At 61.9% G+C, this 14,879-nt stretch carries 13 protein-coding genes and 1 pseudogene; 10 read left to right on the top strand and 4 right to left on the bottom strand.

Going from position 1 to position 14,879, the window contains the following annotated elements:
• Positions 1-11: 11 nt before the first annotated feature.
• Positions 12-1,493, bottom strand: coding sequence for a xanthine dehydrogenase small subunit (xdhA, locus tag ACSQ9D_RS22850; protein WP_436284239.1), 1,482 nt, complete (start codon positions 1,491-1,493; stop codon positions 12-14).
• A 3-nt stretch (positions 1,494-1,496) separates the two neighbouring features.
• Positions 1,497-1,859 (bottom strand): hydroxyisourate hydrolase, encoded by a 363-nt coding sequence (uraH, locus tag ACSQ9D_RS22845; RefSeq protein WP_436284238.1) that lies wholly within the window; start codon positions 1,857-1,859, stop codon positions 1,497-1,499.
• Between the two features lie 164 nt (positions 1,860-2,023).
• Between uraH and ACSQ9D_RS22840 the strand changes: the two are divergent.
• Both ACSQ9D_RS22840 and ACSQ9D_RS22835 read left to right on the top strand, forming a co-directional pair.
• Positions 2,024-2,539, top strand: a pseudogene (locus ACSQ9D_RS22840) (polysaccharide deacetylase family protein); the annotation flags it as partial.
• 11 nt (positions 2,540-2,550) lie between these two features.
• Positions 2,551-3,036 (top strand): ureidoglycolate lyase, encoded by a 486-nt coding sequence (locus ACSQ9D_RS22835; protein ID WP_436284237.1) that lies wholly within the window; start codon positions 2,551-2,553, stop codon positions 3,034-3,036.
• Between the two features lie 229 nt (positions 3,037-3,265).
• Here ACSQ9D_RS22835 and ACSQ9D_RS22830 read toward each other — a convergent pair whose 3' ends face one another.
• On the bottom strand, positions 3,266-4,558 hold the full coding sequence (locus ACSQ9D_RS22830; protein WP_436284236.1) for an NCS2 family permease: 1,293 nt from the start codon (positions 4,556-4,558) through the stop codon (positions 3,266-3,268).
• 326 nt (positions 4,559-4,884) lie between these two features.
• Entirely contained in the window at positions 4,885-5,946 is a 1,062-nt protein-coding gene (locus ACSQ9D_RS22825; protein ID WP_436284235.1) for an AraC family transcriptional regulator, read from the bottom strand.
• Positions 5,947-6,049: 103 nt separating this feature from the next.
• Between ACSQ9D_RS22825 and ACSQ9D_RS22820 the strand changes: the two genes are divergently transcribed.
• The 8 genes from ACSQ9D_RS22820 (at position 6,050) to ACSQ9D_RS22785 (ending at position 14,787) form a co-directional block, all read left to right on the top strand.
• Positions 6,050-6,817: a 3-hydroxyacyl-CoA dehydrogenase gene (locus ACSQ9D_RS22820; protein WP_436284234.1), complete on the top strand. Its 768-nt coding sequence runs from the start codon at positions 6,050-6,052 to the stop codon at positions 6,815-6,817.
• Between the two features lie 25 nt (positions 6,818-6,842).
• Entirely contained in the window at positions 6,843-8,030 is a 1,188-nt protein-coding gene (locus ACSQ9D_RS22815; RefSeq protein WP_436284233.1) for an acetyl-CoA C-acyltransferase, read from the top strand.
• Positions 8,031-8,052: 22 nt separating this feature from the next.
• Entirely contained in the window at positions 8,053-9,180 is a 1,128-nt protein-coding gene (locus ACSQ9D_RS22810; protein ID WP_436284232.1) for an acyl-CoA dehydrogenase family protein, read from the top strand.
• 69 nt (positions 9,181-9,249) lie between these two features.
• The gene (locus tag ACSQ9D_RS22805) at positions 9,250-10,482 is read left to right on the top strand and encodes a 3-methyl-2-oxobutanoate dehydrogenase (2-methylpropanoyl-transferring) subunit alpha (RefSeq protein WP_436284231.1); all 1,233 of its coding nucleotides are present in this window, start codon (positions 9,250-9,252) and stop codon (positions 10,480-10,482) included.
• Position 10,483: 1 nt separating this feature from the next.
• Positions 10,484-11,497, top strand: a complete 1,014-nt coding sequence (locus ACSQ9D_RS22800) for an alpha-ketoacid dehydrogenase subunit beta (RefSeq protein WP_436284230.1) — start codon at positions 10,484-10,486, stop codon at positions 11,495-11,497.
• Positions 11,498-11,500: 3 nt separating this feature from the next.
• Positions 11,501-12,754 (top strand): dihydrolipoamide acetyltransferase family protein, encoded by a 1,254-nt coding sequence (locus ACSQ9D_RS22795; protein ID WP_436284229.1) that lies wholly within the window; start codon positions 11,501-11,503, stop codon positions 12,752-12,754.
• Positions 12,755-12,759: 5 nt separating this feature from the next.
• Complete coding sequence (gene lpdA / locus ACSQ9D_RS22790) at positions 12,760-14,157, top strand: dihydrolipoyl dehydrogenase (RefSeq protein ID WP_436284228.1); 1,398 nt, start codon at positions 12,760-12,762, stop codon at positions 14,155-14,157.
• A gap of 102 nt (positions 14,158-14,259) precedes the next feature.
• Positions 14,260-14,787, top strand: coding sequence for a hypothetical protein (locus ACSQ9D_RS22785; protein ID WP_436284227.1), 528 nt, complete (start codon positions 14,260-14,262; stop codon positions 14,785-14,787).
• Positions 14,788-14,879 lie beyond the last annotated feature (92 nt).

Below are 14,879 nucleotides of genomic sequence, written 5' to 3'. Positions count from 1 at the left end.
GTTTTACTCCCTCACACGGCCATCTTGACGGTCCGGTCGAGCCGCACTTGCTCGGCAGAACTGGTCTCCAGATAAAACCGCCTCAGCAGATTTTTGGCAACGAGCAGGCGGTAGTCCGCCGAGGCCCGCCAGTCGCTGAGCGGCGTGTAGTCGGCCGCGAGCGCCTTCATCGCATGCTCGATGCCGGCTTCATTCCAGCCCCTGCCGGTCAAGGCGGCCTCGGCGTTTGACGCGCGCTTTGGCGTGCCCGCCATGCCGCCGAAGACGATCACGGCGTCGCTTACGCGGCCGGTATCGTCGACGCTGACGCGAAACGCGCCGCAAACAGCGGAAATGTCTTCATCCAGCCGTTTGGTGACCTTGTAGACAGCGTATCGAGCGTCGTCTGCGAGAAAGGGGATATGCAGGGATTCGACGAATTCGCCAGGCTGCCGGTCCTGCTTGCCATACTCGATAAAGAAATGTTCGAGCAGCATCACGCGCCGTTGCTCGTTCTTGCGTAGCGTGACGGAGGCACCGAGCGCGATCAGCGCCGGCGGTGTGTCGCCGATTGGAGAGCCGTTGGCGATATTGCCGCCGACGGTCCCCATGTTGCGGACCTGCCGACCACCGATACGGTTCCAGAGTTCGCGAAGCTGCGGGACATGCGCTATGATGAAAGGATAGGCCTCGCTGTAGCTGACGCCCGCACCAAGCGTCATACCGCTTGCACCGACATCGACGCGACGCAGTTCCTCCAAATGTGCGAGGTGGATAACCGGCGAAATGTCGCGCATGAATTTCGTGACCCAAAGGCCGACATCGGTCGCACCGGCGACGATGGTCGCATTCGGCTCGGCCGCATAGAGCTTTGCAAGGTCGTCGACGGAGGCGGGAAGGATGAAACGTTCGGGCTCCTCGCCGACCACGACGCGCTTGCCATCCCTGAGGGCGGCAAGCTCGCGGCAAATCGCTTCCCTATCTGCAACCAACGGGTCCTTTCCCAGATCGCCGATCGATGAGATCGCCTCGGCTGCCCGCATGATTGCGGCGTAGCCCGTGCAGCGGCAAAGATTGCCCTGCAGCGCCGTCTCGATCTCCTCGACCGAGGGCTTCGGATTTTCCATCCAGAGGCCATAAAGCGACATCACAAAGCCCGGAGTGCAAAAACCGCACTGTGTTGCGTGTGTGTCGACCATCGCCTGCTGCACCGGATGAAGCAGCCCGCCCGGCGTTGCAAGCGCATCGACCGTCACGACATGACAGCCGTCGAGCGAACCGACGAAGCGGATGCAGGCATTGACCGCCTCGTATTTCAGGCGCCCACCGAGGAGCCGACCGACCAGAACGGTGCAGGCTCCGCAATCTCCTTCTGCGCAACCTTCCTTGGTGCCACGAAGCTCGCGGTCAAGGCGCAGGAAGTCGAGAAGGGTGCGCACCGGTGAAACCGCCTGGAGCTCGACGAGCCGGTCGTTCAGAAGGAAGCGTACGGTGTTGCGGATGTCGACGGCCATGGCTTAGCTCCCGCGATAGGTCGAATAGCTGAATGGCGAAAGCAGCAGGGGAATGTGGTAGTGCGCGGTCCCCTCCGAGATGTTGAACCGCACCGGGATGACATCCAGGAAGGCGAGTTTGCCGTTCTCGCGGCCAAGGTAGTCGCCGGCATGAAAGCGCAGCTCATAGGTCCCCGGCTGCATCTGCTCGCCGCTCAAGAGCGGCGCGTCGCAACGGCCGTCGCCATTTGTCTTCGCCTCTGCGACCGGCTGGGCTCGCTCGCCATCGATGCGCAACACCTCGATCCGCAGCCCTTGCGCCGGGCTGCCCCGCGCCGTGTCGAGCACATGGGTGGTCAGCCGACCGGCGCCAGAGTGAGATTGCATGCGGTTCACCTCCCGAAGCCTGCATTTGTCAGGACAGTATCGGCGACCCCACTCCTCCTGTGTAGCAGGCCAATCCTTCGAGACTTTCAAAATTTTCGTAGGGAATGACGGCCGGATTTTCTGATTAGGAATCGAACAATCGCCAACGTTTGGAGGAGCGTTTCATGAGATATCCACGTGACCTTTATGGCTACGGGGCTGAGCCCCCGGATGCAGCTTGGCCGGATGGAGCTCGCCTCGCCGTGCAGTTCGTCGTCAACTACGAGGAAGGCGCAGAGAATTGCGTCTTGCACGGCGACGCCGCGTCGGAGGCCTATTTGTCCGAAATCGTCGGCGCCCAGCCGTGGACAGGCCAGCGGCACTGGAACAGCGAGTCGATCTACGAATACGGCGCGCGCGCCGGCTTCTGGCGGCTCTACCGCCTGCTGACGGAGCGTGGCGTGCCGGTGACGGTCTATGGCGTTGCGACCGCACTGATGCGCTCCCCCGCCCAGGTCGCCGCCATGCAGGCAGCCAAGTGGGAAATCGCCTCGCACGGCCTGAAATGGATCGAACACAAGGACATGAGCCCGCAAGACGAGCGCGCTGAGATCGCCGAGGCGATCCGGCTGCACGAGATCGTCACCGGCGAAACCCCTCGCGGCTGGTACACCGGCCGCTGCTCTGCAAGAACCGTCGAGGGCAGAAACGGATGAGAACAATCGAGATCAAGCCACTTTCCCGTGATGCCTTCGCGCCTTTTGGCGATGTGATCGAGACGGATGGAGCCCATCACTTCCCGATCAATGGCGGCAAGTGCACGCGCTATCATGACCTCGCCAAGATCGAAACGAGAGGGCAGAAGGCCCGAGCGATGATCAGCCTTTTGAGCGGCGAGCCATATAAGCTGCCACTTGAACTGCGCATGGTGGAGCGTCATCCGCTCGGCAGTCAGGCGTTCATTCCGCTTTCGGATAACCCGTTCCTCGTCGTCGTGGCAGAGGAGACAGGATCCGGTCCGGGCAAACCTCTGGCCTTCAAGACCAAGCCCGGCCAGGGCGTCAATATCGGCCGCAATGTCTGGCATGGCATCCTGACACCACTCGATGGCATATCGAGCTTTGCGGTCATCGATCGTGGCGGCGAAGGCATCAATTTGGAAGAGCATTTCTACGACCAACCATTCCTGATCCTCTGAGTGTCGATGCGAACCCATGAGCAAAGGCCGGCTGCAATCAGCCGGCCTTTGTCGTTGTGCCTGGTGGTTGGTTTTCCCGTCCGGGCCTCGTGTCAGGAGCTCACCTTCACGTGGCAGCCGAGCCTCGAACCCGCCTGGCAGGCGTCCATCGCGACGCGTTGCCCGACGTCGTCTGCGAACGCAAAAAGGGGCCGCAAGCTTGCGACCCCTTTAGCCTAAACTCGCGAACTCAGTTGGCAAAGAACGCGAAACGGATGACGAAGAGCGCCGCGACGATTTGCGTGGCCGGATGGATGATGTTCCATTTTCCGGTGCACACTTTCATGACGACATAGCTGATGAAGCCGAAGGCGAGACCATTGGCGATTGAATAGGTGAAGGGCATTGCCAGGGCCGTCAATGCCGCGGGTGCGGCTTCGGTCAGGTCATCCCACTCGATTTCCGTCAGTTCGCGCATCATGAGACCGGCGACGTAGAGAAGTGCCGGTGCGGTTGCGTAGGTCGGAACGGAAGCGGCAAGCGGCGAGATGAAGAGCGACGCCAAAAAAAGCACCGAAATCACCATGGCGGTCAGTCCGGTGCGGCCGCCGGCCTGAACGCCAGAGGCGCTTTCAACATAGGCTGTCGTGCTGCTCGTTCCCATCAGCGAACCTGCCACGATTGCCGTGCTGTCGGCGAGCAGGGCGCGCCCGAGGCGGTTCGGCTTGCCTTCCTGGATGAGGTTGGCGCGCTTGGCGACACCGATCAGAGTTCCGGTCGCATCAAACACTTCGACGAGCACGAAGACGAGGATGACATGGATCAGGCCACCGTGCAGAGCGCCGACAATGTCGAGCTGGAGAAAGGTGGGCGCCATGCTCGGCGGAGCGGAGACAATCCCCTGGAAGGCACTGACGCCGAAAATCCACGAAAGCACGGTGACGGACAGGATACCGATCAAGATTGCGCCACGCACGCGCAATGCATCGAGCACCGCGATCACGAAGAACCCGAAGATCGCAAGAAGCGGCCCCGTTTGCTTGAGATCGCCGAGCCCGACCAAGGTCGCCGGATTGTCGACGACAATCCCGGCATTCTTGAGCGCGATAATCCCAAGGAAAAGACCGATACCGGCGGCGATCGCGCTGCGCAATGAATGCGGAATGCCCTGGATCAGCCAGCTGCGGATGCCGGTCACTGTGAGGAAGACGAAGATCAGGCCGGATATGAACACGGCGCCAAGCGCCTGTTGCCAGGAAAAGCCAAGAGCCGCCACGACGGTGAAGGCAAAGAAGGCGTTCAGACCCATCCCCGGCGCCATGCCGATCGGCCAGTTGGCGACGAACGCCATGATCCCCGAGCCAAGTGCGGCAGCAATACAGGTCGCAACGAAGATCGCGTCACGGTTCATGCCTGTCGACGACAGGATGTCGGGGTTGACGAAGATGATGTACGACATCGTGAGAAACGTCGTCACGCCGGCCACCAGTTCGGTGCGGACGGTCGTATTGTGCTCACTTAGCTTGAAAAGCCGTTCAAACATATTTCCTCCCTTGGCGGCGCCCTTTGCGCGACCGAACAGCACGGGCCGAGCCGCTCCTCCAGCTGCCCAGCTATTGCATTGGCCGATTGCTGACGCCATTGCGGGCGTCCCGTTCGCGGACTGCAATCGTCTCGATCGAGTGGAGGGGGCAGGCTCCTTTTGAAACCGCAGCCGCCTCATTCTCGGCGGGGCAATAGTGCGCCGTTTGGAATGCTATCGCCAGCCGGGCATTTCCATGCCGCGGGCGAAAGACTTTCAAAATTTTCAGGGAAATTCAGGGGGTAAATGCAAGAGACGCTACACATATTCTCAGCGTTATGTCCACCTTATGGGGCGACTGGGCTGCTCTGCCTGCGGAAAGCGTCCGGGCTTTTCGACATCCATTTGCGAAAGGCGCGGAAGAAGGCACTGGGCTCGGAATAGCCAAGCTGGGCGGCGATATCGCCGATGGTCTTTGACGTGTTGAGCAACATGTCGACGGCAAGATCACGGCGTATATCGTCCTTGATGCCGGCATAGCTCTGTCCCTCGTCCCGAAGCCGGTGACGCAAGGTGGACGGCGGCATGCGCATGTCTGCGGCAAGATCCGCGAAATTCTTCCATGCGGATGGAGATACCTTGTCGAGCCGCCGCCTGACGCTGGACGCGAGCCCAGCATCATAGCGATAGCGCACCAGAATATTGGCTGGGGCCCCTCGCAGAAACTGCTTCAGCGCCTGTTGCGTGCGCATGATCGGCAGCTCCAGCATCGCACTGTCGAAGCCAAGGCGGCTTATCGGTTGCCCAAACCTGACGGGCGCGCCGAAGAAGAGCCGATAGTCGGCCTCCTGCTTTGGTTCGGCGCAGCGGAAGTCGACGAGCCGGATCGGAATGCGCCGGCCAACCAGCCAGCAGGTTATTCCATGGATGAGGATCCAATAGGTGCGATAGGCGAAAGCCGAACGCGCTCCACCGGCATCGGCAAGCTCGATCTGGGCAAGCCCGTCCCTGACGACAAGCTGACCACGCGGATCATCCAGCACGACGTCGAGGAAACGCAGAGCCCGGCGCAGCGCATGGCCAAGCGTTCGTGCATGCAAGACGCAATGGCAAAGCAAGGTGAAGCTGCCGCTGCGCATCGGCCGCCCGCCCATCCCGAAAAACTCGTCATCGAGCTCTCGGGCGATGGCAAGCCAGAGAGCGCCGTAGGTTTCTGCCGATACCGGCTGATCGACCACCGCCGGGAGCCCCAGCGAAGAAAGCAGCGGTCCTGTCGGCCGTCCCATCCGCCGTAGGCTATCGAGCGCCTCCTCGACGAATCCCGGCGCGATCATGCGCCTATCGATGTCAGCCACCCGTTTCCTCCTAGAATGGCAAAACTGTCCGAAACAATGCAGCACTTTAGTCATCGCTTGCAATATGGCGACGGAATAGAATCGACTGCCTTGGGGTCGTACCGGGAGGATGGCACTATCCCACAGGCGACGATCGCAAGGTGATGGGAGAAGACCGATGCTGATCCGTGGAGGAACCTTTATCGTGACCGGCGCAGGGTCGGGCCTCGGTGCGGCAACGGCGCGCATGCTGGTTGAAAACGGCGCGCGCGTGGTCATCGCCGACCTCAATGATACTGCCGGAGAGGCGATTGCAGCAGAGCTTGGCACGGATGCCTGCTACATCAAGGCCGATGTGACGAGTGCGGAGGATGGAGCCGCTGTCGTGGCAACCGCGCTGGACACTTTCGGCGGCTTGAGCGGGCTCGTAAACTGCGCTGGTGTGGCGCCGGGCGAGAAGATCATCGGCCGCGACGGCCCCCACAGTCTCGACAATTTCGTGCGGACAATCAGCATCAATCTCGTCGGCACCTTCAACATGATCCGTCTTGCGGCATCGGCCATCCAGCATCAGCAGCCAGATGCCGAGGGCGAGCGCGGCATCATCGTCAACACTGCCTCGATCGCAGCCTTCGACGGGCAAGTCGGCCAGGCCGCATACGCTGCCTCCAAGGGCGGCATCGCCTCGATGACGCTTCCGATTGCCCGCGAGCTTGCCCGCCACGGCATTCGCGTCGTTTCGATTGCCCCGGGCATTTTCGAAACGCCGATGATGGCAGGCATGCCGCATGAAGTGCAGGAAGCGCTCGGCAAGAGTGTGCCCTTCCCGCCGCGTCTCGGCAGGCCCGCCGAATTTGCCGCACTGGTGCGCCATATATGTGAAAACAGCATGCTGAACGGCGAGGTCATTCGCCTCGACGGCGCATTGCGCATGAGCGCACGCTGACCGTCTGTCTGGAAGGATTGAGAAAATGGCTTTGCAGGACCCTATCGTCATCGTCGGTGCAGCGCGCACGCCGATCGGCGGTTTCCAAGGTGAACTCAAAGAGGCATCCGCACCCGAGCTCGGGGCCGCCGCTATCCGCGCGGCGCTTCAGCGCAGCCTGGTCGAGCGGGATGCCGTCGACGAGGTCGTGTTCGGCTGCGTGCTGCCGGCAGGCCAGGGCCAGGCACCTGCCCGGCAGGCGGCAATCGGCGCCGGCCTGCCGTTTTCCACCGGCGCCAGCACCGTCAACAAGATGTGTGGCTCCGGGATGAAAGCCGTCATGCTCACGCATGATCTCCTGGCGGCGGGAAGCGCCACTGTCGGCGTCGCCGGCGGCATGGAAAGCATGACCAATGCGCCCTATCTCCTTGATCGTGCCCGTGGCGGCTACCGGCTTGGCCACGGGCGGATCGTCGATCATATGTTCCTCGACGGGCTGGAGGACGCTTATGACAAGGGACGTTTGATGGGCACCTTCGCCGAGGACTGCGCCGAGGCGTATCAGTTCACGCGCGAGGCGCAGGACCATTATGCGGTCACATCGCTGACGCGCGCACAAAAGGCCATCGAGGCCGGCTACTTCGACGCCGAGATCACGCCGGTCTCTGTCACCGCGGGAAAGGGCGAGCAGATGGTCAGCCGAGACGAACAGCCCGGCAAGGCAAAGATCGACAAGATTCCGCTCCTCAAACCGGCCTTCCGCGACGGCGGTACCGTGACGGCAGCCAACTCCAGTTCGATTTCCGATGGTGCGGCCGCTCTCGTGCTGATGCGTCGTTCCGAAGCCGAACGCCTTGGATTGAAACCGCTTGCGACAATCAGCGGCCATGCCGCGCATTCGCAGGCGCCCAATCTCTTTGCCACCGCTCCGATCGGTGCCTTGCAGAAGCTCTCCGATCGTACCGGCTGGCCGCTCGATACCGTTGATCTCTTCGAGATCAATGAAGCATTTGCCGTCGTCGCCATGGCTGCGATGCGCGACCTGAGGCTGCCGGCCGAAAAGGTCAATGTGCATGGCGGGGCCTGCGCCCTTGGGCACCCGATCGGTGCGTCTGGCGCTCGTATTCTCGTCACGCTGCTTGCTGCCCTTGAGCGCTATGACCTGAAGCGGGGCATGGCTGCCCTATGCATCGGCGGTGGCGAGGCAACCGCCGTTGCAATCGAGCGTCACTAGAAAGGGCCGGGAGGAGACCAGCATGATCCTTTCCGATCTGAGCCAACAAATCCGCGATCTCGCGCGCGATTTTGCCCGCGAGCGTCTTGCCCCGGGTGCGGCTGCGCGTGACCGGGAGCACAGGTTTCCACGCGAAGAACTCAACGAGATGGGTGAACTCGGCATGCTCGGCATGCTGGTTCCTGAAGACTATGGCGGTTCCGACACCGGCACTGTCGCCTATGCGGCCGCACTTGAAGAAATCGCCGCCGGCGACGGACCATGCTCCACCATCATGAGCGTCCACAGTTCCGTGGCCTGCGTGCCGATCTTGAAATTCGGCACCGATGAGCAGAAGCAGCGTTTCCTGCCCAAGCTTGCCAGCGGCGAATGGATCGGCGGCTTTGCACTGACCGAACCGCAAGCGGGTTCGGATGCGTCCAATCTGCGCAGCCGTGCTCGCCGCGATGGCGATCACTACGTGCTCGACGGTGCCAAGCAGTTCATCACCTCGGGCAAGAATGGCCAGGTGATCATCGTCTTTGCCGTGACCGATCCGGATGCCGGCAAGAAGGGGATTTCCGCCTTCATCGTACCAACCGACACGCCGGGCTACGAAGTCATCCGCGTGGAGGAAAAGCTTGGGCTGCATTCGACCGACACCTGCCAGATCGCCTTCAACGGCATGCGTATCCCGGCAGAATTGAGGCTGGGTTCGCAGGGCGAGGGATATCGGATCGCGCTCGCCAACCTCGAAGGCGGTCGCATCGGGATCGGCGCTCAGGCGGTCGGCATGGCGCGTGCTGCTTTTGAAGCCGCACGCGACTATGCGCGCGAGCGCACGGCTTTCGGCAAGGCAATCATCGAGCATCAGGCCGTCGCCTTCCGCCTCGCCGATATGGCAACCCAGATCGAGGCCGCCCGACAGCTGGTATTTCATGCCGCGACGCTGCGCGACAATGGTCTGCCGTGCCTTTCGGAAGCATCGATGGCCAAACTCTTTGCGTCCGAGATGGCAGAGCGGGTCTGCTCGGATGCAATCCAGATTCATGGTGGCTATGGCTATATGGCCGACTATCCTGTCGAGCGTATTTATCGGGATGTCCGCATCTGCCAGATTTACGAGGGAACGAGCGACGTGCAGAGAATGGTGATCGCGCGCAATCTATAAGAACAAGACATGCGGCGTTGCGTTTCTGAGGAGAGAAACAAACATCGCAGCTGGGAGGGAAAAGACGATATGACGGACGCAGCTCAACTGAGCCTCCATGTTCCGGAACCCGCCGTCCGACCGGGCGGCCAACCTGATTTTTCCAACGTGAAGATTGCCAAGGCCGGGGTGGTGCCGCGCCCCGAGATCGACGTTGCGCCGGAAGAGATCCGCGACCTTGCCTATTCGATCATCCGTGTGCTCAATCGGGAGGGCGAAGCCGTCGGCCCGTGGTCGGGCATGCTGACGGACGAGGAGTTGCTGACCGGCCTGCGCAACATGATGAAGCTTCGCGCCTTCGATGCCCGCATGCTGATGGCGCAGCGCCAGGGCAAGACGTCCTTCTACATGCAGCATCTTGGCGAGGAAGCCGTCAGCTGCGCCTTTCGCAAGGCCCTTCGCAAGGGCGACATGAATTTCCCGACCTATCGGCAGGCGGGCCTTCTCATCGCCGACGACTATCCCATGGTCGAGATGATGAACCAGATCTTCTCGAATGAAAGCGATCCGTTGCGCGGCCGTCAGCTGCCGATCATGTATTCGTCGAAGGAGCACGGCTTCTTCACCATCTCGGGCAATCTGGCGACCCAATATGTGCAGGCCGTCGGCTGGGCCATGGCTTCGGCCATCAAGAACGACAGCAGGATCGCGGCGGCCTGGATCGGCGACGGCTCGACGGCAGAATCCGACTTTCATTCCGCTTTGGTCTTCGCCTCCACCTACAAGGCCCCGGTCATCCTCAATATCGTCAACAATCAGTGGGCGATTTCCACCTTCCAGGGGATCGCGCGTGGCGGCTCCGGCACCTTTGCCGCGCGCGGACTTGGTTTCGGCATTCCGGCCTTGCGCGTCGACGGCAACGATTACCTCGCCGTCTACGCCGTCGCTCGCTGGGCCACGGAACGAGCCAGGCGCAACCTCGGGCCGACCTTGATCGAATACGTCACTTATCGCGTCGGCGCCCATTCGACCTCGGACGATCCAAGCGCCTATCGGCCGAAGACCGAGTCCGAAGCCTGGCCGTTGGGTGACCCGGTGTTGCGTCTGAAGAAGCATCTGATCGTCAGGGGCGCATGGTCGGAAGAACGCCATGTTCAGGCCGAGGCCGAAATCATGGACGAGGTCATCCAAGCCCAGAAGCAGGCAGAACATCACGGCACGCTGCATGCCGGTGGCAGGCCCTCGGTGCGTGACATCTTCGAAGGTGTCTATGCGGAAATGCCGCCCCACATTCGCCGCCAGCGGCAGAAGGCAGGTTTCTGAGATGGCCAGGATGACGATGATCGAAGCCGTGCGAAGCGCCATGGACGTTTCGATGGCCCGCGATGACGATGTGGTGGTTTTCGGCGAGGACGTCGGATACTTCGGCGGCGTGTTTCGCTGCACTCAAGGGTTACAGGCGAAATACGGCAAGACACGCTGTTTCGATACGCCGATCAGTGAATCCGGCATCGTCGGCACGGCCATTGGCATGGCGGCCTACGGCTTGAAGCCCTGCGTCGAGATCCAGTTCGCCGATTATATGTATCCGGCCTACGATCAGATCACCCAGGAGGCCGCCCGCATCCGCTATCGCTCGAACGGCGACTTCACGTGCCCGATCGTCCTTCGCATGCCGACAGGTGGCGGCATCTTCGGCGGCCAGACGCACAGTCAGAGCCCGGAAGCGTTGTTCACGCACGTCTGCGGATTGAAGGTGGTGGTGCCCTCCAATCCCTATGACGCCAAGGGGCTGCTGATTGCCGCCATCGAGGATCCGGATCCGGTGATGTTCCTGGAGCCGAAGCGGCTCTACAACGGGCCGTTTGATGGCCATCACGAACGGCCCGTCACACCCTGGTCGAAGCATGAGCTCGGCGAGGTGCCCGAAGGTCACTATTCGATTCCGATCGGCAAGGCCGACGTTCGGCGCTCGGGCTCGGCGGTGACGGTGGTCGCCTACGGCACGATGGTTCATGTCGCGCTGGCGGCCGTCGAGGACACCGGCATCGATGCCGAGGTGATCGATCTGCGCAGTCTGCTGCCCCTTGATCTCGATACCATCGTGCAATCGGTCAACAAGACCGGACGCTGCGTCGTCGTCCACGAGGCGACGCTGACGTCGGGGTTTGGCGGCGAGATCGCATCGCTCGTGCAGGAACACTGCTTCTACCATCTTGAAGCGCCTGTCGTGCGCGTCGCCGGCTGGGACACACCCTATCCGCACGCCCAGGAGTGGGATTACTTCCCCGGCCCCGGACGTGTCGGGCGGGCACTTGCCGAAGTCATGGAGGCCTGAGACATGGGCGAATTTGTCATCAAGATGCCCGATGTCGGCGAAGGCGTGGCCGAGGCCGAACTCGTGGAATGGCATGTCAAGGCAGGCGACCCGGTAAAGGAAGATATGGTGATCGCCGCCGTCATGACCGACAAGGCGACCGTCGAGATCCCGTCGCCGGTCACGGGGACGGTCGTCTGGCTGGGTGCTGAAATCGGCGACAAGATCGCGGTTAAGGCGCCGCTTGTGCGCATCGAGACGGGCGGTGGTGAGGCGATCGAACGGGTCGACGCGCCTGCCGCTATTACCGCGAAGGCTCCCGAGAGTGCGACCGCGGCAGTTCAGCCAAAAGAGACAGCTGCGCTGACGGCTGCCCCACCACCACGACCTCAGGCCCCGGTTCCCGCAGAAAAACCGCTGGCGTCGCCATCGGTTCGGCTCTTGGCAAGGGAAAGCGGCGTCGACTTGCGTCAGCTCAAGGGATCTGGCCCCGCCGGCCGCATCCTTCGCGAAGACGTCGAGCAGTTCATCGCGCGCGGCGAGCTGCCCTCTCTCCAACCGGCCATTGCGAAAAAGACATCGACCGAGGAGGTCAAGCTCACCGGTCTTCGGCGCCGGATCGCCGAAAAGATGTCGCTGTCGACCTCTCGCATTCCCCACATCACCTATGTCGAGGAAGTCGACATGACCGCGCTGGAGGAACTGCGGGCCACGATGAACCGCGACCGCAAGCCGGAGCAGCCGAAACTTACCGTCCTGCCGTTTCTTATGCGGGCGATCGTCAAGGCGGTTGCCAACCAACCGAGTGTCAACGCGACCTTTGACGACGATAAAGGCATCCTCACCCGGCATGGCGCCGTCCATATCGGCATTGCCACCCAGACACCCGCCGGACTTGTCGTGCCCGTCGTCAAGAACGCTGAGGCACGTGGCATCTGGGATTGCGCGATCGAGATGGGCCGCCTGGCGGAGGCGGCGCGCGCCGGTACCGCGACCCGCGACGAGCTCAGCGGCTCGACGATCACCATCAGTTCGCTTGGCGCGCTCGGCGGCATCGTCTCGACACCGGTGATCAACCACCCGGAGGTCGCCATTATCGGGGTGAACAAGATTGCCGTGCGTCCGGCCTGGGATGGCACGCAGTTCGTGCCGCGCAAGATGATGAATCTATCCTCGAGTTTCGACCACCGCATCATTGACGGATGGGATGCTGCCACCTTTGTCCAACGTGTCCGGGTGCTTCTCGAAACGCCCGCCCTGATTTTCATCGAAGGCTAGGATTTATGAAAGAGATCGTCTGCAAGCTTCTCGTCATCGGCGCTGGTCCCGCCGGCTATGTCTGCGCCATTCGAGCCGGGCAACTCGGTCTCGACACCGTCATCGTCGAGGCCGACAAGCCGGGTGGCACCTGCCTCAACGTCGGATGCATTCCTTCCAAGGCCCTGATCCATGCGGCCGAGGAGTTTGGTGCCACCAAGCAGATGCTGACCGGCGGGAACGCAATGGGCATCCGTATCGAGGGCGCAACCATCGACCTCGCCAAGACCATTGCCTGGAAGGACGGCATCGTCGGCCGCCTGAACAGCGGTGTCTCCGCGCTGCTGCAGAAGGCAAGGGTCAAGATCGTCCACGGCCGCGCGGCCTTCCGCGACGGCAAGACCGTCGAGGTCGAGACCGAGACAGGCATGCAGGTCATCCGCGCAGAGACCGTTGTTATCGCCACAGGCTCTAAGCCCGTGGAACTTTCCGCCCTCCCTTTCGGCGGTCGGGTGATCTCGTCCACCGAGGCGCTGTCGCTCGGCGAAGTTCCGAAGAGACTGGTTGTCGTCGGCGGCGGTTACATTGGCCTCGAACTCGGCACGGCCTTTGCCAAGCTGGGCTCAGAGGTAACAGTCGTCGAAGCCATGCAGCAGGTCCTGCCGCAATATGACGCCGACCTGGTGCGACCCGTCGCGCGCCGGCTCAGCGAGCTTGGCATTCACGTCCTGACAGGAGCGAAGGCAAGGAGCCTTTCGGACGACGGCAATGCACTGGTCGTCGAGACATCGGGCGGACAGCAACAACTGCTGCCTGCCGACCGGGTGCTTGTCACGGTCGGTCGGCGGCCGCGATCGGCAGGCTCAGGTATCGAAGAGCTCGACCTCGATCGCAGCGGGCCGTACCTTCGCATCGATGATCGCTGCCGCACCTCCATGCGGGGTGTCTATGCGATCGGCGACGTCACCGGCGAACCGATGCTGGCCCATCGCGCCATGGCACAGGGAGAAATGGTCGCCGAGATCGTTGCCGGCCGGAAGCGCGCCTGGGACAAACGCTGCATTCCGGCGATCTGCTTTACCGATCCGGAAATCGTGACGGCTGGGCTTTCGCCGGACGAGGCACGCGCACAAGGCTATGCGATCCGCGTCGGACAATTCCCGTTCAGCGCAAATGGCCGGGCGATGACCATGGGGTCGGAGGAGGGCTTCGTACGCGTCGTCGCCCGGGCCGATACCAATCTCGTCCTTGGCCTGCAGGCCGTCGGCGTTAGCGTTTCCGAACTCTCGGCGGGTTTTGCACTGGCCATCGAGATGGGCGCGCGGCTGGAGGACCTCGCAGCTACGATCCATGCGCATCCAACGCGCAGCGAAGCGCTCCAGGAGGCCGCCCTCAAGGCACTCGGGCACGCATTGCACGTCTGAAGCAATTTCAGTCCCAAGCACGGAACGCAGGGCGCAATATCGGTTTGGAGCCGCGGCATTATCTGATAGCTAGCGTGCTCCACCCTGACGGAGCAGTTGAGAATGGCGGCCGCATTGTATCGAGACTACATCGTTGACCTGAAAGCCAGGATCGATGACCTTCACGCCAACGCGGAGCGCTATCAGACCTACGAATTGACGATGGAACTGCTGGCCCAAAACAACCTCGTCAGCTACTCCGCAAAGAAAGCGAAAGGTCTGACGGAGGGCCTGTCCTACCGCCGCGACTTCACGACCGGTCAAGCCGTCCAGATGCAGCAGCAAAGTGCCTATGCTCTGTTCAGCGGATTTTTCAATCTCGGCCAGTTTCTGGCCTTCACCGGACAGGGGCGCGAGCAGGACGCGAAGCAGTTCGCCGAGCTTCTAACCGACAATTGGCAATACCCGACCTGCGCGGTGCATTTCGTCTTCCGCCAGAAGGGACAACCAAAGACGGTGTCTACAAGGATGCATTTTGTTGGATTGAACGGAGAGGCGGAAGCCGCAGCCTACGAGCAGAAGGCTCATCGAGGGGGCAGCATGGTGCAGCACCGGCCCTTCTCGTCCAATCTGTTCTGGGAATGGAAGTAACCGCTGCGCAGGCAGTGCCAGGCATCGGCAAATTTCGCCCGGCTTTCGGCGCCAGCCGGCTTATGGATAGAACCCATCGAGCCAGGATCATG

It is taken from the genome of Rhizobium sp. LjRoot258, from assembly GCF_964254185.1.
In the GTDB taxonomy this organism is placed as follows: domain Bacteria; phylum Pseudomonadota; class Alphaproteobacteria; order Rhizobiales; family Rhizobiaceae; genus Rhizobium.
Note: the sequence above shows the minus strand (reverse complement) of the source record. Positions and strands in the feature narration are given on the sequence as shown.

Coding starts and splice junctions, on each gene's coding strand:
- xdhA (WP_436284239.1), bottom strand. CDS start 1,493: ATGGCCGTCGACATCCGCAACACCGTACGCTTCCTTCTGAACGACCGG.
- uraH (WP_436284238.1), bottom strand. CDS start 1,859: ATGCAATCTCACTCTGGCGCCGGTCGGCTGACCACCCATGTGCTCGAC.
- ACSQ9D_RS22835 (WP_436284237.1), top strand. CDS start 2,551: ATGAGAACAATCGAGATCAAGCCACTTTCCCGTGATGCCTTCGCGCCT.
- ACSQ9D_RS22830 (WP_436284236.1), bottom strand. CDS start 4,558: ATGTTTGAACGGCTTTTCAAGCTAAGTGAGCACAATACGACCGTCCGC.
- ACSQ9D_RS22825 (WP_436284235.1), bottom strand. CDS start 5,946: ATGACTAAAGTGCTGCATTGTTTCGGACAGTTTTGCCATTCTAGGAGG.
- ACSQ9D_RS22820 (WP_436284234.1), top strand. CDS start 6,050: ATGCTGATCCGTGGAGGAACCTTTATCGTGACCGGCGCAGGGTCGGGC.
- ACSQ9D_RS22815 (WP_436284233.1), top strand. CDS start 6,843: ATGGCTTTGCAGGACCCTATCGTCATCGTCGGTGCAGCGCGCACGCCG.
- ACSQ9D_RS22810 (WP_436284232.1), top strand. CDS start 8,053: ATGATCCTTTCCGATCTGAGCCAACAAATCCGCGATCTCGCGCGCGAT.
- ACSQ9D_RS22805 (WP_436284231.1), top strand. CDS start 9,250: ATGACGGACGCAGCTCAACTGAGCCTCCATGTTCCGGAACCCGCCGTC.
- ACSQ9D_RS22800 (WP_436284230.1), top strand. CDS start 10,484: ATGGCCAGGATGACGATGATCGAAGCCGTGCGAAGCGCCATGGACGTT.
- ACSQ9D_RS22795 (WP_436284229.1), top strand. CDS start 11,501: ATGGGCGAATTTGTCATCAAGATGCCCGATGTCGGCGAAGGCGTGGCC.
- lpdA (WP_436284228.1), top strand. CDS start 12,760: ATGAAAGAGATCGTCTGCAAGCTTCTCGTCATCGGCGCTGGTCCCGCC.
- ACSQ9D_RS22785 (WP_436284227.1), top strand. CDS start 14,260: ATGGCGGCCGCATTGTATCGAGACTACATCGTTGACCTGAAAGCCAGG.